This is a genomic window from Tabrizicola sp. M-4 (assembly GCF_051132405.1).
Taxonomy (GTDB): Bacteria; Pseudomonadota; Alphaproteobacteria; order Rhodobacterales; family Rhodobacteraceae; genus Paragemmobacter.
Genome location: NZ_CP128606.1, coordinates 3,394,187 through 3,413,513 on the forward strand (window position 1 = coordinate 3,394,187; position 19,327 = coordinate 3,413,513).

Annotated in this window: 14 protein-coding genes; all 14 read right to left on the bottom strand. The window is 63.2% G+C overall.

From position 1 onward, the window contains the following. Positions 1-76 precede the first annotated feature (76 nt). Complete coding sequence (gene fusA, locus TabM4_RS16640) at positions 77-2,194, bottom strand: elongation factor G (protein ID WP_434614867.1); 2,118 nt, start codon at positions 2,192-2,194, stop codon at positions 77-79. 10 nt (positions 2,195-2,204) lie between these two features. Beyond that, positions 2,205-2,675: a 30S ribosomal protein S7 gene (rpsG, locus tag TabM4_RS16645; RefSeq protein WP_434614870.1), complete on the bottom strand. Its 471-nt coding sequence runs from the start codon at positions 2,673-2,675 to the stop codon at positions 2,205-2,207. Positions 2,676-2,686: 11 nt separating this feature from the next. Beyond that, on the bottom strand, positions 2,687-3,058 hold the full coding sequence (gene rpsL, locus TabM4_RS16650) for a 30S ribosomal protein S12 (protein ID WP_023667098.1): 372 nt from the start codon (positions 3,056-3,058) through the stop codon (positions 2,687-2,689). 287 nt (positions 3,059-3,345) lie between these two features. Continuing rightward, entirely contained in the window at positions 3,346-4,224 is an 879-nt protein-coding gene (locus TabM4_RS16655) for a DMT family transporter (protein ID WP_434614873.1), read from the bottom strand. A 122-nt stretch (positions 4,225-4,346) separates the two neighbouring features. Continuing rightward, complete coding sequence (gene rpoC / locus TabM4_RS16660) at positions 4,347-8,585, bottom strand: DNA-directed RNA polymerase subunit beta' (RefSeq protein WP_434614876.1); 4,239 nt, start codon at positions 8,583-8,585, stop codon at positions 4,347-4,349. A 99-nt stretch (positions 8,586-8,684) separates the two neighbouring features. Continuing rightward, entirely contained in the window at positions 8,685-12,818 is a 4,134-nt protein-coding gene (gene rpoB, locus TabM4_RS16665) for a DNA-directed RNA polymerase subunit beta (RefSeq protein ID WP_434614879.1), read from the bottom strand. 258 nt (positions 12,819-13,076) lie between these two features. Further along, complete coding sequence (gene rplL / locus TabM4_RS16670) at positions 13,077-13,457, bottom strand: 50S ribosomal protein L7/L12 (protein WP_434614882.1); 381 nt, start codon at positions 13,455-13,457, stop codon at positions 13,077-13,079. Between the two features lie 68 nt (positions 13,458-13,525). After that, positions 13,526-14,041 carry a 50S ribosomal protein L10 gene (gene rplJ, locus TabM4_RS16675; protein WP_101921463.1) on the bottom strand — a complete coding sequence of 172 codons (516 nt, stop codon included), beginning with the start codon at positions 14,039-14,041 and terminating at the stop codon, positions 13,526-13,528. A gap of 299 nt (positions 14,042-14,340) precedes the next feature. Further along, positions 14,341-15,483: a glycosyltransferase family 61 protein gene (locus TabM4_RS16680; protein ID WP_434614885.1), complete on the bottom strand. Its 1,143-nt coding sequence runs from the start codon at positions 15,481-15,483 to the stop codon at positions 14,341-14,343. Positions 15,484-15,598: 115 nt separating this feature from the next. After that, positions 15,599-16,297 carry a 50S ribosomal protein L1 gene (rplA, locus tag TabM4_RS16685; protein WP_434614888.1) on the bottom strand — a complete coding sequence of 233 codons (699 nt, stop codon included), beginning with the start codon at positions 16,295-16,297 and terminating at the stop codon, positions 15,599-15,601. 4 nt (positions 16,298-16,301) lie between these two features. Further along, on the bottom strand, positions 16,302-16,754 hold the full coding sequence (rplK, locus tag TabM4_RS16690) for a 50S ribosomal protein L11 (protein ID WP_434614891.1): 453 nt from the start codon (positions 16,752-16,754) through the stop codon (positions 16,302-16,304). Between the two features lie 93 nt (positions 16,755-16,847). Further along, positions 16,848-17,381: a transcription termination/antitermination protein NusG gene (gene nusG, locus TabM4_RS16695; RefSeq protein WP_434614894.1), complete on the bottom strand. Its 534-nt coding sequence runs from the start codon at positions 17,379-17,381 to the stop codon at positions 16,848-16,850. 158 nt (positions 17,382-17,539) lie between these two features. Next, positions 17,540-17,728 carry a preprotein translocase subunit SecE gene (gene secE, locus TabM4_RS16700; protein WP_434614897.1) on the bottom strand — a complete coding sequence of 63 codons (189 nt, stop codon included), beginning with the start codon at positions 17,726-17,728 and terminating at the stop codon, positions 17,540-17,542. A 66-nt stretch (positions 17,729-17,794) separates the two neighbouring features. Continuing rightward, positions 17,795-19,267, bottom strand: a complete 1,473-nt coding sequence (locus TabM4_RS16705; protein ID WP_434614900.1) for a hypothetical protein — start codon at positions 19,265-19,267, stop codon at positions 17,795-17,797. Positions 19,268-19,327: the final 60 nt, after the last annotated feature.

Sequence of the window (19,327 nt, forward strand, 5' to 3'; positions counted from 1 at the left end):
TCATTCGTTGTTACGGGCGGCGGGGTGAACCCCGCCCTACGGGGTTGGTAGGGCGGGGTTCACCCCGCCACACCGATCAAGCGTATTTCTTCTGGATTTCCTGCGACAGGTTCTCGGGAACCGCGTCGTAGTGATCGAAGAGCATGGTGAACACCGCACGGCCCGAAGACATGGACCGCAGGTTGTTGATGTAGCCGAACATGTTCGCCAGCGGCACCATCGCGTTGATCACGTTGGCATTGCCGCGGGTGTCCTGCCCCTGCACCATGCCCCGACGCGAGGTCAGGTCGCCGATGATCGAACCGGTATATTCTTCCGGCGTCACGACCTCGACCTTCATGATGGGCTCCAGCAGCTTCGCGCCCGCCTTCTTCAGACCTTCGCGCATCGCGGCACGCGACGCGATTTCGAAAGCCAGAACCGACGAGTCGACGTCGTGGAACGCGCCGTCGACCAGCGCCACCTTGAAGTCGATGACTGGGAAGCCGGCCAGCGGACCCGAGTCCATGACGGACTTGATGCCCTTTTCGACGCCGGGGATGTATTCCTTCGGCACCGCGCCGCCGACGATCTTCGACTCGAAGGAATAGCCTTCGCCCGGTTCCGTCGGGGTGATCTGCAGCTTGACGCGGGCGAACTGGCCCGTGCCACCGGTCTGCTTCTTGTGGGTGTAGTCGATCTCATGCGCGTTCGAGATCGTCTCGCGATAGGCCACCTGCGGGGCGCCGATATTCGCCTCGACCTTGAACTCGCGACGCATACGGTCGACGAGGATGTCGAGGTGAAGTTCGCCCATGCCCTTCATGATGGTCTGGCCCGATTCCAGATCGGTCTCGACGCGGAAGGACGGGTCTTCGGCAGCCAGACGAGCGAGGGCAAGGCCCATCTTCTCTTGGTCGGCCTTGGACTTCGGTTCCACGGCGATCTCGATCACCGGCTCCGGGAAGGTCATGGTTTCCAGAACGACCTGGTTGTTCGGATCACACAGCGTGTCACCCGTGGTCGTTTCCTTAAGACCGGCCAGCGCGATGATGTCGCCCGCGAAGGCTTCGTCGATTTCCTCGCGGTTGATGGCGTGCATCATCATCATGCGGCCCACGCGCTCTTTCCGGCCCTTGGTCGAGTTGACCATCTGGTCGCCCTTCTTCAGGACGCCGGAATAGATGCGGGTGAAGGTGAGCGAGCCCACGAAGGGGTCGTTCATGATCTTGAAGGCCAGCGCGGCAAAGGGCTGCGCGTCATCGGCCGAACGCGGGATGTTGCGGGTTTCCGTCTCGTCGCCCGGTGCAAAGCCCATATAGGCCGGCACGTCCAGCGGCGACGGCAGGTAGTCGATGACCGAGTTCAGCACAAGCTGAACGCCCTTGTTCTTGAAGGACGAACCCGCCGTCACCGGCACAAAGGCCATGGACAGCGTCCCCTTGCGGATCAGCGCGCGCAGTTCATCCTCGGACGGCTCGTTGCCCTCCAGGTAGGCTTCCATCGCGGCATCGTCCTGCTCCACGGCAAGTTCGATCAGCTTGGAACGCCATTCATCGGCCAGTTCCTTCAGGTCCGCACGGATTTCGCGCAGTTCCCAGGCAGCGCCCAGATCCTCGCCCTGGTAAACCCATTCCTTCATGGTCACGAGGTCGACGACGCCTTCCAGCTTGTCCTCGGCGCCGATCGGCAGGGCGATCGGGCAGGGGGTCGCGCCGGTGCGGTCCTTGATCATCTGGACGCACTTGAAGAAGTCGGCCCCGATCTTGTCCATCTTGTTGACATAGACCAGCCGCGGCACCTTGTAGCGGTCAGCCTGACGCCACACGGTTTCGGTCTGCGGTTCGACACCGGCATTCGCGTCCAGAAGGCACACGGCACCGTCGAGAACCGCCAGCGAACGCTCCACCTCGATGGTGAAGTCGACGTGGCCGGGGGTGTCGATGATGTTGAAACGGTGCTTGGGCGACGTGGCGTTCTTGCCGTCCAGGGTCTTTTCCCAGAAGGTGGTGGTCGCAGCCGAGGTGATGGTGATCCCGCGCTCCTGCTCCTGCTCCATCCAGTCCATCGTGGCGGCGCCGTCATGGACTTCGCCGATCTTGTGGGACTTGCCGGTGTAATACAGGATGCGTTCAGTCGTCGTGGTCTTGCCCGCGTCGATATGGGCCATGATCCCGAAGTTGCGGTAGAGGTTCAGCGGATACTCGCGTGCCATTGATGCCCCCTTACCAACGGTAGTGGCTGAACGCTTTGTTCGCGTCGGCCATCTTGTGGGTGTCTTCGCGCTTCTTCACGGCGGTGCCGCGGTTGTTCACCGCGTCGGCCAATTCGGCAGCCAGACGTTCTTCCATCGTGTTCTCGTTGCGCTTGCGGGCGGCGGTGATCAGCCAGCGGATCGCCAGCGCCTCGCGGCGTTCGGAACGCACTTCGACGGGGACCTGATAGGTCGCACCACCGACGCGGCGCGAACGCACTTCGACGGAGGGCTTCACATTGTCCAGCGCCTCGTGGAAGGCTTGGATCGGTTCGCGCTTCAGACGGGTCTGAACGCGCTCAAGGGCGCCATAAACAATCGATTCCGCGACGGATTTCTTTCCGTCCAGCATCAGGTTGTTCATGAACTTGGTCAGCACGCGATCGCCATATTTGGCGTCGGGCAGGATTTCGCGCTTTTCTGCGGCGTGACGGCGGGACATCTCTCAGCTCCTCACTTCGGACGCTTCGCGCCGTATTTCGAACGGCGCTGACGACGGTCTTTGACGCCCTGGGTATCCAGAACACCGCGCAGGATGTGGTAACGCACACCAGGAAGGTCTTTCACGCGGCCGCCGCGGATCAGAACCACAGAGTGTTCCTGCAGGTTGTGCTTTTCGCCGGGGATGTAGGAGATGACCTCAAACCCGTTGGTCAGGCGCACCTTGGCGACCTTACGCATAGCGGAGTTCGGCTTCTTCGGAGTGGTCGTGTAGACGCGGGTGCAGACACCACGCTTCTGGGGGCAGGATTCCAAGTGCTGCGACTTGGACCTTCTGACTTTCGCTTCCCGCGGCTTGCGGATCAGCTGTTGGATCGTCGGCATTCAACTACCTCGATTTGCCCGTCCTGGGCGGTTGTCAATACTCGCGCCGGACCTCGGCACGCTGCTTCTCGACTGATGCCCTGCGCGGATCGCAAAACACCAAAACCGCATCCGTCCCTTGCGGGGACGACGCGGTGGAATTCCAGAGGATCGGGGCATTGCGGCCCGGATCATGACCACTCACTTTTCGATATCCCATGGCCGACTCCCAAAGGGGCCAGCGCACGAGGTAGCGGGCGTATAGGGGGAGTCGCCGGGGATGTCAACGCCTGCCCGGGACGCCCCCCCTAGGCTCGGGCAGCCTTCACCTTCCGCTCCCGCCACAGGGTGAAAATCCCCGAGGCAACCACCAGCCCTGCCCCGAACAGCGTCAGCGCATCGGGCAATGTCCCGAAAACCGCCCAGCCCAGAACCAGCGCCCAGAGAAGCGAGGTATAGCGGAACGGCGCGACGAAACCGATATCGCCCACCCGCATCACCATCACCGCAAAGTTGTAGCCCACCACGATGGCCGCCGCAGCCCCTGCGATCAGCAGCCCTTCCCGCAGGCTCACCGCCTGCCACCCGCCGGGCAGCGAAAGCGCCAGCGCCGTCACCGTCACCGAAAGTGAGGCCGTCACCGCCACCGTGGCAGACGGCACCGCCTTCGACAGTTCCCGCGTCGACAGATCCCGCACCACGACAAATGCAACCGAGGCCAGCCCGATCAGTGCATAGATGTCGAACCCGGCAGGTCCCGGCCGCACGATGATCAGCACACCCACGAAGCCCACAAGGATGGCCGTCATCCGGCGCCAACCCACCTTGTCGCCAAACACCGCCCATGCGGCCAAGGTGACGGCAAGCGGCAGCGATTGCATGATGGCCGACAGGTTCGCCAGCGGCATATGCACCAGAGCGGCAAGGAACAGCAGGGTCGAGGCCACTTCGGCAAAGGACCTTATCCCCACCGTCACCGCATCCCGCCGCCCCATGCGGAAATCAAGCCCCCCGGTCATCGCGCCGATGGCGATCAGAGGGCCCAAGGTCATCAATCCCCGCAGTGCGATGGCCTGCCACAGGGGCATGGTCTGCGTCGCCGCCTTCATCATGCTGTCATTGATGGTGAAGGCCGCCATGGCCACGCACATGTAAAGCGCGCCGCGCAGATTGTCGGAAATGGACATGTCGTCTCCTCTTGCCCGCTTCCTAGCAACCGCCATGCGCCGCCGCCACCCCGCCAGCGACACCAAAAGGAAAAGGGCCGCCGCATCGCTGCGACGGCCCCTTTCATCGACCCCGGATCAGATCAATCCCGGCTTTCCACCGTATCGACCAGCCCGCTGTCCACGTCCATGTCCATCACGTCCATCGGCGCGGCAAGGGCGGCGGCCTCTTCGGCCTCCGACCGACGCGCGTCGATCACATGCTGGTCGCGATCCGACGCGATCTTCTTCACGCGGCTCGTGGCCCCACCCGTCCCTGCCGGGATCAGGCGACCGACGATCACGTTCTCCTTCAGACCGACCAGCTTGTCGCGCTTGCCCTGAACCGAAGCCTCGGTCAGCACGCGGGTCGTCTCTTGGAACGAAGCCGCCGAGATGAACGACCGCGTCTGCAGCGACGCCTTGGTGATCCCCAGCAGCACCGGCTCGGCCTTCGCCTCGCGCAGGCCGCGGTTGCGGGCCTTGGCGTTCTCTTCCTCCAGTTCGATCCGCTCCACCTGTTCGCCCTTCAGCAGGGTGGTATCCCCGCTGTCCAGGATCTCAAGCTTCTGCAGCATCTGGCGGACGATCACCTCGATGTGCTTGTCGTTGATCTTCACGCCCTGCAGCCGATAGACGTCCTGCACCTCGTCGATCATGTAGTTCGCCAGCGCCTCGACACCCATGATACGCAGGATGTCATGCGGCGCGGGGTTGCCATCCATGATGTAGTCGCCCTTCTGCACGAAGTCGCCTTCCTGCACCGGGATGTGCTTGCCCTTCGGGATCATGTATTCGATCGCCTGCAGGGTTTCGTCCACCGGCTCCACCGTGATGCGCCGCTTGTTCTTGTAGTCCTTGCCGAAACGGACATAGCCATCCGTTTCCGCGATGATCGCGTGATCCTTCGGACGACGGGCCTCGAACAGTTCCGCCACGCGGGGAAGACCCCCGGTGATGTCCTTGGTCTTGGCACCTTCGCGCGGGATACGCGCCACCACGTCGCCCGGACGGACTTCCTGCTGGTCTTCAACCGAAAGGATCGCGTCCACCGACATCGGATAGGTGATCGGGTTGCCGTTGTCCGCGCGCACCGGTTCGCCCGTCGCCGGGTCCATCACGATGATCTCGGGCTTCAGCTCGTTGCCCTTCGGCGCCGACCGCCAGTCCGACACGATCTTCTGCGTCATGCCCGTGGCTTCGTCCGTCTCCTCGCGCACCGAAATGCCCGAGATCAGGTCCACGAACTTCGCCAGACCGGCCTTTTCCGCGATGATCGGCAGGGTATAGGGGTCCCATTCGAAAAGCTTGGTCCCGCGCTTGACCGCCTGACCTTCCTTCACATGGATCTTCGCGCCGTAACCCACCTTGTGGACGGCCCGTTCCCCGCCAGCCTCGTCGATGATCGCGATGGACATGTTGCGCCCCACCACGATCTGCTCGCCATTGGCATTGGTCAGCAGGTTGCCGTTGCGGAACTCGATCTTGCCTTCCTGCGACGCTTCAAGGAACGACTGCTGGCCACCCTGCGCGATACCGCCGATGTGGAAGGTCCGCATCGTCAGCTGCGTGCCCGGTTCACCGATGGACTGGGCGGCGATGATGCCGACCGCTTCACCGATGTTCACCAGCGTGCCGCGGGCAAGGTCACGGCCATAGCAGGCCGCGCAGACGCCCTCTTCCGCCTCGCAGGTCAGCGGGCTGCGGATACGCGCGGTCTGCACCGCCGCCGCATCGATCGCATCCGCCTTGCGCTCGTCGATCAGCTCGCCGCGCGCCACGATCACCTCATCCGTACCCGGAACAAGGATGTCGTCCGCCGCGACGCGGCCCAGCACGCGCTCGGCCAGCGACTGCACCACTTCGCCGTCGTTCACGGCCGTTTCCGCCGTGATCGCACGATCCGTGCCGCAATCGTTGACGCGCACGATGCAATCCTGCGCCACGTCCACCAGACGGCGGGTCAGGTAACCCGAGTTCGCCGTCTTCAGTGCCGTATCCGCCAGACCCTTCCGCGCGCCGTGGGTCGAGTTGAAGTATTCAAGAACGGTCAGACCTTCCTTGAAGTTCGAGATGATCGGCGTCTCGATGATCTCGCCCGACGGCTTGGCCATCAGGCCGCGCATCCCGCCAAGCTGCTTCATCTGCGCCGGCGACCCCCGCGCACCGGAGTGCGACATCATATAGACCGAGTTCGGCTCCTTCTCCGCGCCCGCATCATCGAAACGGACCGCCGAGATTTCGGCCATCATCTCGCCCGCGACCTTGTCGGAACATTTCGACCAGGCATCGACGACCTTGTTGTACTTCTCACCCTGGGTGATCAGGCCGTCCATGTACTGCTGTTCGAATTCCTTCACCTGATCGCGAACCTCGTTCACGATGGTCCACTTGGAGTCCGGGATCAGCATGTCGTCCTTGCCGAACGAGATGCCCGCACGGAACGCCTCGCGGAAGCCCAGACCCATGATCTGGTCGCAGAAGATCACCGATTCCTTCTGGCCGCAGTAGCGGTAGACGGTGTCGATGACGGCCTGCACGTCCTTCTTCCGCAGCAGACGGTTCACCAGTTCGAACGGCGCCTTTGCGTTCAAGGGCAGAAGGTTGCCCAGACGCAGACGACCGGGGGTCGTCTTGTAGCGCTTCCAGACCTCGTTGCCCTCGTCGTCGATCTGTTTCAGACGCGCGGTGATGGAGGCGTGCAGATGCACCTCGCCCGCCGCCAGCGCATGTTCCACCTCGTCGATATCGGCGAAGATCTTGCCCTCGCCGACCATGCCCTTGCGTTCCATGGTGACGTAGTAAAGGCCAAGAACCATGTCCTGCGACGGCACGATGATCGGCGCGCCGTTCGCGGGCGACAGCACGTTGTTCGTGGACATCATCAGAACGCGCGCTTCCAACTGCGCTTCCAGCGACAGCGGAACGTGCACGGCCATCTGGTCGCCGTCGAAGTCGGCGTTGAAGGCCGAACAGACCAGCGGATGCAGCTGGATCGCCTTGCCTTCGATCAGGATCGGCTCGAACGCCTGAATCCCCAGACGGTGCAGCGTCGGCGCGCGGTTCAGCAGCACGGGATGTTCGCGGATGACCTCATCCAGAATATCCCAAACCTCCGGACGCTCCTTCTCGACCAGCTTCTTCGCCTGCTTGACGGTGGAGGAAAGCCCCTTCGCTTCAAGCCGCGAATAGATGAACGGCTTGAACAGCTCCAGCGCCATCTTCTTCGGCAGACCGCATTGGTGCAGCTTCAGTTCCGGCCCGGTCACGATGACCGAACGGCCCGAAAAGTCCACGCGCTTGCCCAGCAGGTTCTGGCGGAACCGGCCCTGCTTGCCCTTCAGCATGTCGGACAGCGATTTCAGCGGGCGCTTGTTGGTGCCCGTGATCACGCGGCCACGACGGCCGTTGTCGAACAGCGCGTCCACCGCTTCCTGCAGCATCCGCTTTTCGTTGCGCACGATGATATCGGGCGCACGCAGTTCGATCAGCCGCTTCAGTCGGTTATTCCGGTTGATGACTCGACGATACAGGTCGTTCAGGTCCGACGTCGCGAAGCGGCCACCATCCAGCGGCACCAGCGGGCGCAGTTCCGGCGGGATCACCGGCAGAACGGTCAGAACCATCCATTCCGGCCGGTTGCCGGATTCAAGGAAGGACTCGACAATCTTCAGCCGCTTGATGATCTTCTTCGGCTTCAGCTCGCCCGTGGCTTCCTTCAGCTCTTCACGCAGCGTTTCCGCCGTCTGCTCAAGGTCGATCGCCGCCAGCATTTCCCGAATGGCTTCCGCGCCGATATTGGCGGTGAAGGCATCCGCGCCATACTGGTCCTGCGCGTCCAGATACTCTTCCTCGGTCATCAGCTGACCATAGGTCAGGTCCGTCAGCCCGGGTTCGATGACGACATAGTTCTCAAAATACAGGATGCGTTCCAGATCCCGCAGCGTCATGTCCAGCATCAGGCCGATGCGCGACGGCAGCGATTTCAGGAACCAGATATGCGCCACGGGCGCGGCCAGTTCGATATGGCCCATCCGCTCGCGCCGCACCTTCTGCAGCGTGACTTCCACACCGCACTTCTCGCAGACGACGCCGCGATACTTCATGCGCTTGTACTTGCCGCAGAGGCACTCATAGTCCTTGATCGGCCCGAAGATACGGGCGCAGAACAGGCCGTCACGCTCCGGCTTGAACGTGCGATAGTTGATCGTTTCCGGCTTCTTGATCTCGCCATAGGACCACGACAGGATCCGCTCGGGCGATGCCAAGCTGATCTTGATCTCGTCGAAGGTCTTGATCGGCGCAACCGGGTTGAACGGGTTGTTGGTCAGTTCCTGGTTCATTTCATTTCCCTAAGATCGGGGCTGCGGGGAAGGGGCGTAGGGCGGGGTTCACCCCGCCATACCGAAGGACCGTAAGGCGGGGTTCACCCCGCCATCCGCTCACTCCTCCTCCGCATCCAGGAGTTCCATGTTCAGGCCGAGGCCGCGGACTTCCTTCACAAGAACGTTGAAGCTCTCGGGAACGCCCGCCTCGAAGTTGTCCTCGCCCTTGACGATCGACTCGTAGACCTTGGTCCGGCCTGCCACGTCGTCCGACTTCACCGTCAGCATCTCCTGCAGGGTATAGGCGGCGCCATAGGCTTCCAGAGCCCAGACCTCCATCTCCCCCAGACGCTGACCGCCGAACTGCGCCTTGCCACCCAGCGGCTGCTGCGTGACCAGCGAGTACGGCCCCGTCGAACGGGCGTGCAGCTTGTCGTCGACAAGGTGGTGCAGCTTGAGCATGTACTTCACGCCCACCGTCACCTTCCGCGCGAACTTCTCGCCCGTGCGGCCGTCGAAGACCTCCGATTGACCGGATTGGTCGAACCCGGCGCGCTTCAGCGCGTCGTTCACGTCCATCTCCTTGGCCCCGTCAAAGACCGGGGTGGCAATCGGCACGCCGCGCGACACATAGCCCGCCTTCTCGACCAGATCATCCTCGTCGAGGTCAGAGAAGGCCTCGCCATAGGTCTCGTCGCCATAGGCCAGACGCATCGCCTCGCGCACAGGGGTCAGGTCGCCGGAACGACGGTATTCCTGCAGCGCTTCGTCGATCTTCAGGCCAAGGCCGCGCGCGGCCCAGCCCATATGCGTCTCAAGGATCTGCCCCACGTTCATCCGCGACGGCACGCCGAGCGGGTTCAGAACGAGGTCAACCGGGGTGCCATCCGCAAGGAAGGGCATGTCCTCCATCGGCACGACCTTCGAGATGACGCCCTTGTTGCCGTGACGGCCGGCCATCTTGTCGCCCGGCTGCAGCTTGCGCTTCACCGCGACGAAGACCTTGACCATCTTCATCACGCCCGGAGGCAGGTCATCGCCGCGACGGACCTTCTCGACCTTGTCCTCGAACCGATGTTCCAGCGCACGCTTCTGCGCCTCGAACTGGTCGTGCAGGGCCTCGACTTCCTTCGCATCGGCCTCTTCCCCAAGGGCAAGCTGCCACCACTGGCCGCGCGACAGCGTGCCCAGCAGTTCCTCGTCGATGGTCGACCCGGTCTTGATGCCCTTCGGCCCCTTCACGGCGGTCTTGCCAAGGATCAGCGTCTTCAGGCGCGCATAGATGTTGCGCTCCAGAATGGCCTGCTCGTCATCGCGGTCCCGCGCCAGACGTTCCACTTCCTCACGCTCGATCTGCAGCGCACGCTCGTCCTTGTCGACGCCGTGACGGTTGAAGACCCGCACTTCCACGATGGTGCCATAGGCCCCCGGCGGCAGGCGCAGCGAGGTATCCCGCACGTCCGACGCCTTCTCGCCGAAGATGGCGCGCAGAAGCTTTTCTTCCGGCGTCATCGGGCTTTCACCCTTGGGCGTGATCTTGCCCACAAGGATGTCGCCCGGCTGAACTTCGGCACCGATATAGACGATCCCCGCCTCGTCGAGGTTCCGCAGCGCCTCTTCGCCGACGTTCGGGATGTCGCGCGTGATCTCTTCCGGCCCCAGCTTCGTATCCCGCGCCGCGACCTCGTATTCCTCGATATGGATCGAGGTGAACACGTCATCCCGCAGGATGCGCTCCGAGATCAGGATCGAGTCCTCGTAGTTGTACCCGTTCCACGGCATGAACGCGACGACCACGTTCCGGCCAAGGGCCAGTTCGCCCATGTCCGTGCAGGGGCCGTCGGCGATCACCTCGCCGCGCGCGACCTTGTCGCCCACCTTCACCAGCGGGCGCTGGTTGATGCAGGACGACTGGTTCGACCGCTTGAACTTGCGCAGACGATAGATGTCGACGCCCGGCTCGCCGGGTTCCAGCATCTCGGTCGCCCGCACGACGATACGCGTCGCGTCCACCTGGTCGATGACACCCGAACGGCGCGCCATGATGGCCGCACCCGAGTCACGGGCGACGACCGCCTCGATCCCCGTGCCGACGAAAGGCGCATCCGATTGCAGCAGCGGCACCGCCTGACGCTGCATGTTCGACCCCATCAGCGCGCGGTTCGCGTCGTCATTCTCAAGGAACGGAATGAGCGAGGCCGCGACCGACACCAACTGCTTGGGCGACACGTCGATCAGGTCAATGGCTTCCGGCGGGTTCAGCATGAATTCCCCGGCCTTCCGGCTGGAGATCAGGTCATCCTTGAACTTGCCGTCCGCATCCTGATTGGCGTTCGCCTGCGCAACCGTGTGACGCATTTCCTCGGTCGCCGACATATAGACGACCTCGTCGGTCACCTGACCGTCGACCACCTTGCGGTAGGGGGTTTCGATGAAGCCGTACTTGTTCACGCGGGCAAAGGTCGCCAGCGAGTTGATCAGACCGATGTTCTGGCCTTCCGGCGTTTCGATCGGGCACATCCGGCCATAATGCGTCGGGTGAACGTCGCGGACTTCAAAGCCCGCACGTTCCCGCGTCAGACCGCCCGGCCCGAGCGCCGACAGGCGGCGCTTGTGCGTGACTTCCGAAAGCGGGTTCGTCTGGTCCATGAACTGCGAAAGCTGGCTGGAGCCAAAGAATTCCCGCACCGCAGCGGCGGCAGGCTTCGCGTTGATCAGGTCCTGCGGCATGATCGTGTCGATTTCCACCGACGACATCCGCTCCTTGATCGCGCGCTCCATGCGCAGCAGGCCGACGCGATACTGGTTCTCCATCAACTCGCCGACCGAACGGACGCGGCGGTTGCCGAGGTGGTCAATATCGTCGATCTCGCCCTTGCCATCGCGCAGTTCCGTCAGCGCCTTGATGCAGGCGATGATGTCCTCGCGGTCAAGCGTGCGCTGGGTGTCCGGCTTGCCCAGATCCAGACGCATGTTCATCTTCACGCGGCCAACCGCAGAAAGATCATAACGCTCGGAATCGAAGAACAGCGTGTCGAACAGCGCGCTCGCCGCTTCCACGGTCGGCGGTTCGCCCGGACGCATCACGCGGTAGATGTCCATGAGCGCGGTGTCGCGGCCCATGTTCTTGTCCGCCGCCATCGTGTTGCGGATGTAGGGGCCGACGTTCACGTTGTCGATGTCCAGAACCGGGATCTCAGTGATGCCCTGATCCAGCAGCACCTTCAGGCTGCCGCCCTTCACCTCGCCGTCGCGGTCATACTCCATCGTCAATTCATCACCGGCTTCGACCCAGATTTCCCCGGTCTCTTCGTTGATGATGTCCTTGGCGACATAGCGCCCGACGATGTGGTCGAACGGAACCAGAAGCTCCGTCACCTGACCTTCATCCTTCCACTTCTTCACCATCCGCGGCGTGGCCTTCTCGCCCGCCTTCAGGATCACCTCGCCCGAGGCAGCGTCGACCAGATCATAGGTCGGCCGCGTGCCGGAAACGCGGTTCGGGAAGAACTTGGTCACCCAGCCCTTGTTCTTCACATGCTTGAACATGACGGTGTCGTAATAGGCATCCATGATGCCTTCCTGATCCATGCCAAGCGCATAGAGCAGCGTCGTCACCGGCAGTTTGCGGCGGCGGTCGATGCGCGCAAAGACGATGTCCTTGGCGTCGAATTCGAAGTCCAGCCACGACCCGCGATAGGGAATGATCCGGCAGGTGAACAACAGCTTGCCGCTGGAATGCGTCTTGCCCTTGTCATGGTCGAAGAACACGCCGGGCGACCGGTGCATCTGGGAAACGATCACGCGTTCCGTGCCGTTCACGATGAAGGTGCCGTTCGACGTCATCAGGGGCATGTCGCCCATGTAGACGTCCTGTTCCTTGATGTCCTTCACCGACCGCGCGCCGGTGGTTTCATCGACATCGAAAACGATCAGACGCAGCGTCACCTTCAGGGGCGCCGCATAGGTCATGTCGCGCTGCTGGCACTCGTCCACGTCGTATTTCGGCTTCTCCAGCTCGTATTTCACGAACTCCAGAACCGCGGTCTCGTTGAAGTCCTTGATCGGGAACACCGACTGGAACGTCCCCTGAATCCCTTCGCCATCCAGCGGCTTGTCCGCATCGCCGGATTTCAGGAACAGGTCATAGGAGGATTTCTGAACCTCGATGAGGTTCGGCATCTCCAGGACTTCGCGGATCTTGCCGTAATAGCGGCGGATGCGTTTCTGGCCAACGTAAGCTTGCGCCATGTGCGTCGTCACCTTTTTCTCGTGTCGCTGGCGCGGGTCCGTCGGGGCCACGGGCGCGCGCCGTTTGCGATAAGGGGGTATCAGGTCCCATTCATGCCCCCCGTCCCACCGGAAGGCTCCCGAACCTTGAACCGCGCCTTGAAAGGGGCATTCGCCTGCGGGCAGGAATGCCCCTTTCAAGACAGGTTCGGCTGGGCCGGGGAAATCCCCGACCCAGCCTGAAAACCGATGTCAGGATGCGATGCGCATCCTGCCCGATTACTTCAGTTCGACCTTGGCGCCAGCCTCTTCGAACTTCTTCTTCATCGCCTCGGCGTCGGCCTTGGAGACAGCTTCCTTCACCTTGCCACCGGCTTCGGTCAGGTCCTTGGCTTCCTTCAGGCCCAGACCGGTGATTTCGCGCACGACCTTGATCACGTTGATCTTGTTCGCGCCGGCATCCGTCAGGACGACGTCGAATTCGGTCTGCTCTTCGGCCGGAGCGGCAGCAGCGCCAGCAGCCGGGCCAGCGGCCATCATGACGGCGCCACCGGCGGCCGGCTCGATGCCGTACTTGTCTTTCAGGATGGTCTTCAGTTCCTGAGCCTGCAGGAGGGTCAGGCCGACGATTTCTTCGGCGAGTTTGTTCAGATCAGCCATTTTGCTCATTCCGTAAGGTTAAGATGGGGTCCAACGCGATGGGGTCAACCACGCGGGTATGCCAGGGATCAGGCCGCAGCCTTCTCCTCGATGGTCGACAGGATGCTCGCGATGTTCGAAGCAGGCGCGCCAATGGCCCCGGCAATGCTCGACGCGGGCGAACCGATGCACGACACGATCTGAGCGATAAGCTCTTCGCGCGACGGCATGGCAGCCACGGCCTTGACACCAGCCTGGTCCAGCACGGTCTCGCCCATGGCCCCGCCAAGGATGACGAACTTGTCGTTCGTCTTGGCATAGGCCTCGGTCACCTTGGCAGCAGCCACAGGATCTTCCGAATAGGCAAGCACGGTCATGCCCGTGAGCAGGTCACCCATCTTTACGCCGGGTTTCCCTTCAAGGGCGATCTTGGCGAGCTTGTTCTTGGCAACGCGTACGGACCCGCCAACTTCGCGCATCTTCGCGCGCAGGTCCTGCATCTGTGCAACCGTCATACCCGTGTAGTGGGCAACCACCACAACGCCAGAGCTTTCGAAGATCTGGCCGAGTTCCTCGACCACTTTCTCTTTCTGGGCTCTATCCACAGTTTCACTCCAAGTGTGGGGGTTTCCCCCCGGCTCATGTATCCCCCGCAAGCAGGGGCGTTCGGGTCCGATGGATGTCCCGAGGCCAGGATCGCCCGAGGGAGAACCCCCGGAAATCTGTCTCGTTCACTCATCTCAGGAGGGAAATTAAGCAAGGCATGCGCCCCGCACCCACCGTCTCGGACGAAATGCACAACCCTCCCGACGAATCGGGGCAGGCCATGCAGAGTGCCGCTATATAGCCCCCTCGCGCGCTTTCCAAGCCCCGGATCGCAATCACTTTCGCAGCGCCACGTCCGCTAGGTTCCGCCCTCCGCCCCCGCCCGGCCCTGCTCGGCACCGGCAGCCTTCTGACGCCTCTGCCAGATCATCGAGAAGGGCGCGCCAAGGACCTTCTCGTATTTCACCAGCAGCGCCTGCCGCGTCGCCCCGCGCAAGGGACGCCATCGGGCCACGCCTTCGATGAACCCGCCATCCTGCAACGCGGCTCCCAGCATGGGCAGGTCAAGCTCCGCGAAAAGCGACCAGTTCGGATTGCGCTCGTTGTCGCGCCGATAAAGCCGCGCTATTGCATCTACCACCAGCGGCCTGCGCCCCATGAACCCGGCCAGTTGCGGCAAGACGTCCCGCTCCCCGCCATGCCGGCGCAAGAGGATCGCCACCTCCGCCTCGGGCGGTGCCGTAAACCCCACCAGATGCAGCGCCGAACTGTCAGGCCCGACGATATGCCGCGCCCCCAGATAGGTTGCCACCTGCACATCGAAAGCATGCTGTTCAGGCGAAAAGGCCGTATAGCCCTCGGCCTCCAGCAAGCCGCGCAGATGGCTTTCCGCAAAGATCCCGCCCCGCTGCAGGCGATACCCCTCTCGCGTCAGATAGATCCGTTCCGCCCCTACCCGTGGCGCGATGGTCTGCAACCTGTCACGCACGAAGGCACGGAATGCAGGCGTTCCAGCCGAAAGCGCCCCCATCCCGCAGCCCTGTCGCGGCACGACCAACCGCTCGAACTCCGTCGGGGAATCGATGAACCGGATTGGCAGGTCGATATCCAGCCGCTGCAGGATCGTCGAAAAGAGGCGCGGTGGTTCGCGATGCGCGTGGGATCGGAAGAACACGATCCCGTCGACCTGGCCGCGCAACCCGGGCACTGCCCAAAGCCGGGAGATCGTCTCGAACAGGAAATGCCCGAAATGCAGCCAGAACATCCCGCCGAACAGCCATGTGCCAGCCAGTTTCTCCACAGGCGGCTCCTTGTCGCGGTCCACGAATTCCGCCGCGACAAAGCTGTCATGGCGAAAGGTTCCCGCATCCACAACGGGCGCGCCGCAGGCGTCCACCACCGTCGCCCGGCGCTTCCGCCCGTCCGGAACGGCCATGGCACGCTCCACCACCGTCACCGGCTCGGAAAGCACCGCACTACGCTCAAGGCCGTCATCCCTCATGGCGCCCACTCGTGATCCACGCTCCACCCTAGCCGCCGCCCGGCCTTGTCACCAACCCAAAAAAGAACCGGCCCCGCAAAGGGGGCCGGCCTGTCTCACCCGAAAGGTGATCGTCTCAGTTCGCCGTGGCCGAAGACAGGTCGACCGACACGCCCGGACCCATGGTCGAGGACAGCGAGACCTTCTTCAGATAGGCGCCCTTCGCACCCGACGGCTTGGCCTTGTTGACGGCGTCCACGAAGGCGCGGATGTTCTGCGCCAGCTTGTCCGCGTCAAAGGACACCTTGCCCACGCCACCATGGATGACGCCGGCCTTTTCGACCTTGAACTGCACTTCGCCGCCCTTGGCAGCTTCGACAGCCGTTTTCACGTCCATGGTCACCGTGCCGACCTTCGGGTTCGGCATCAGGTTGCGCGGGCCGAGGATCTTGCCCAGACGGCCGACCAGCGGCATCAGGTCCGGCGTCGCGATGCAACGGTCGAACTCGATCTTGCCGCCCATGATGGTTTCCATCAGGTCTTCGGCACCCACGATATCCGCACCCGCAGCCTTGGCCTCATCGGCCTTGGCCCCACGGGCGAAGACCGCCACGCGCACGGTCTTGCCCGTGCCGTTCGGCAGTTGCACCACGCCGCGCACCATCTGGTCCGCATGGCGGGGGTCCACGCCAAGGTTCATCGCGATTTCGACCGTCTCGTCGAACTTGGCCGAAGCCGCCTTCTTGATCAGGGCCACGGCATCCTCGACCGACACGTTGGTCGCGTTGCCGAAAATCTCTTGCGCTGCGCGCGAACGCTTACCCAGCTTTGCCATGATCTCAGCCCTTCACTTCGATGCCGCAGGACTTCGCCGAACCGAGGATGATCTGCATCGCAGCTTCCACGGAATTGGCGTTCAGGTCCTTCATCTTCGTCTCGGCGATCTGGCGGATCTGCGCCACGGTCACCGTGCCCGCCACGTCGCGGCCCGGCTTGGACGAACCCTTCGGACGGTTGCGCTTGCCCACCGGCGGCAGACCGGCGGCGGTCTTCAGCAGATAGGACGCAGGCGCCGTCTTCAGCTCGAGGCTGAACGACTTGTCCTGATAATAGGTGATGACGACGGGCGTCGGCGTGCCCGGCGCGATGTCGGCGGTCTTCGCGTTGAATTCCTTCACGAAGGCCATGATGTTCAGGCCGCGCTGACCCAGCGCGGGGCCGACCGGCGGCGACGGGTTGGCCTGCTGGGCCTTCACTTGCAGCTTCAGGCTGCCGATTACTTTCTTGGCCATGGGCCATCTCCTTTGTCACAGCACCCGGAGGTGCGGTTTAGTGGTCCGGTCCGTCACCCCGTCACAGGGCGCTCGCCTCCCACGCGATGCACGTCAGATGCCCTTGGACACCTGCGTGAATTCCAACTCGACCGGGGTCGCCCGACCGAAGATCGAGACCGAGACCTTCAGGCGGCTGTGGTCCTCGTCGACCTCCTCCACCATCCCGTCGAAACCCTCGAACGGGCCATCGGTCACCTTCACCTTCTCACCCACCTCGAAGCGGATCAGGTTGCGCGGCGCTTCCTGCCCTTCCTCGACGCGGTTCAGGATCGCGTTCACTTCCGCATCCCGCATCGGCATCGGCTTGCCCTGCGGGCCAAGGAAGCCCGTCACCCGGTTGATCGACGAAATCAGGTGATAGCCCTTGTTGCTCATCTCCATCCGCACCAGCACATAGCCAGGCATGAAGCGGCGCTCGCTCGTCACCTTCTTGCCGCGCCGGACCTCAAGAACTTCCTCGGTCGGCACCAGCACCTCGTCGATTTCATCCTGCAACCCGGCTTCCGCCACGGCCGTCCGGATCTGCTCGGCCACCTTCTTCTCGAAATTCGAGAGAACGCTCACCGAATACCAGCGCTTCGCCATGCCTCATCCACCTTGCGTCAGCGGGGGCGAACCCCCTGTAATTTCAGTGCTTTCAGGAACAAAAAACAGCGCGCAACACGAATCGCTGCGCGCCGACGTTCCTTGATCAGGGGCGCAGATACAGTCCCGCCCCCATGAATTCAAGGCAAAACCGGCCCTCAGCCGAGGATCGCGCGCAGCCCGGCCCGGATGCCCAGATCGACAAGGCTGAAGAAGGTCGCGGTCAGCGCGGCCATGATGAAGACCATGATCGTCGTCAGCAGAACCTCGCGGCGCGTCGGCCAGACGACCTTGCCGACTTCGGTGCGCACCTGCTGCAGAAAGGTGAAGGGGTTGGTCTTGGCCATCGGTCGGGTCCATCGATTGTTTGCGCGCAGATACGCCGGATGGCCCGGGATTTCAAGGGAAAGGGATCAGCGCAGCCGCTCCCCCAGCCGGTCATAGGGATCCGGCCCGCGCGGCTTCGCTCCGCGCCGCGACAGCATGATCCCGCCCGCACCCAGGATCAGCAAACCAGCCCCAGCCAGCGCCCAGATAATCTGCGCCTGCATGTCCTCAAGCCACTGTGTACCCACATCCGCCACCACAAGCGGTTCCTCTGCCGATACGGCCTCCGCTGTCTCCGCCGAAGCAGGCGACATGGGCGGCGCAACTGCAGGCGCCTCCTCCTGCACAGGCGTCACCGGCGCGATCTGCGCCGCCTCGTCGGTGAAGGCGACCACGCCCTGCGGCACCTCCGCCTCGAGTTCCGATACATCAAGCCCGCTCACCCCCTCCATCACCGCAGCCACCATCCCATCCTCGGATACGGCGTTCATCGTGGTGGGCAGCGTCAGACCCCCAAAGACAAGATAGATCAGGAAATAGAGCCCCACTGCCCCAAGCACCGCGACGGGCAACCGGAACATCTGCCCAATCCCCGCTCCTTCGCGCTTGGGCAGGGAAAGCCCCAATCCCGCCCCGGACGACCCTCCCGCCATCCCGGAAAAAGACCCAAACCCATCGTTGCGCTTCGGCCCTGCGCCAACCGCCTCCCGCGCCGCCTGCTTTGCCCGCACGGCCTCCAGTGGCGACCACTCACCCGAGGCAGGCGAAGCGACCTTCGCCTGATCCGTGCCGCCCTCCGTCTCGGCCAAGGTTTCCGCCGTCCGCGCATTGATATCCGGCACGACCGCTCCACCGCGCGGCGCCTCATCCGCCCAGACGGACCCATTCGCCTTCCGCGCCCGCCGCCGCGCCGCGACGAATTTCAGCACGGCCAGCAAGGCCACGAACAGCCCCGCACCGCCAATGATCTTCATATTCCGGGTGGGCGCATCCGGGTCAGCGGCAAGCGCCACCTCCCGCCCCTCCAAATAGGGCTGCACCACAAGGAAATCCGCATCCTTCTCCAGCCCGCGCTCCCGCAGGGCATTATCCACCATCCCCGAAAGATCGGCCCGCGATTCCCGCGATCCGTTCAGGTTGAACAGCAGCCTCGGATCGTTCTCTTCCGTCAGGTTCAACATCAGGTAGGCGACAAAGTCATCCACCTTGTCGGGATGCAGCACCACCACGCCCCGCGCCACGGTGCTTTCCGGCCCATCTCCCGGCCCGAACAGAACGAACATGCGCCGCACCGTGTCGACGGTCTTCCCCTCGCGCGTCAGTTCGTAATTGTGCTCCGTGTTGACCCATGCGGTGACATGCACCTCATCGGCCAAGCCCACATCCGCCGCCGTGAAGGCATCCAGCGCAACAGGCTCCGGTGCCCCGATCAAAAGCGCCTCCGCCTTCTCCGCCTCATGTTCGGCAACCCATTGGCCGCTCTGCTGCGCCAGCCAGAACAGACCGGCCGCAATCACCGCCATCACAGGCCATGTCAGCCCGAAAAGCACACGGAACATACCCCACCCCTCCGCACGATCGAAGGTGCAGCCTGCGCCCGCATCATGCCGCCATCGCGA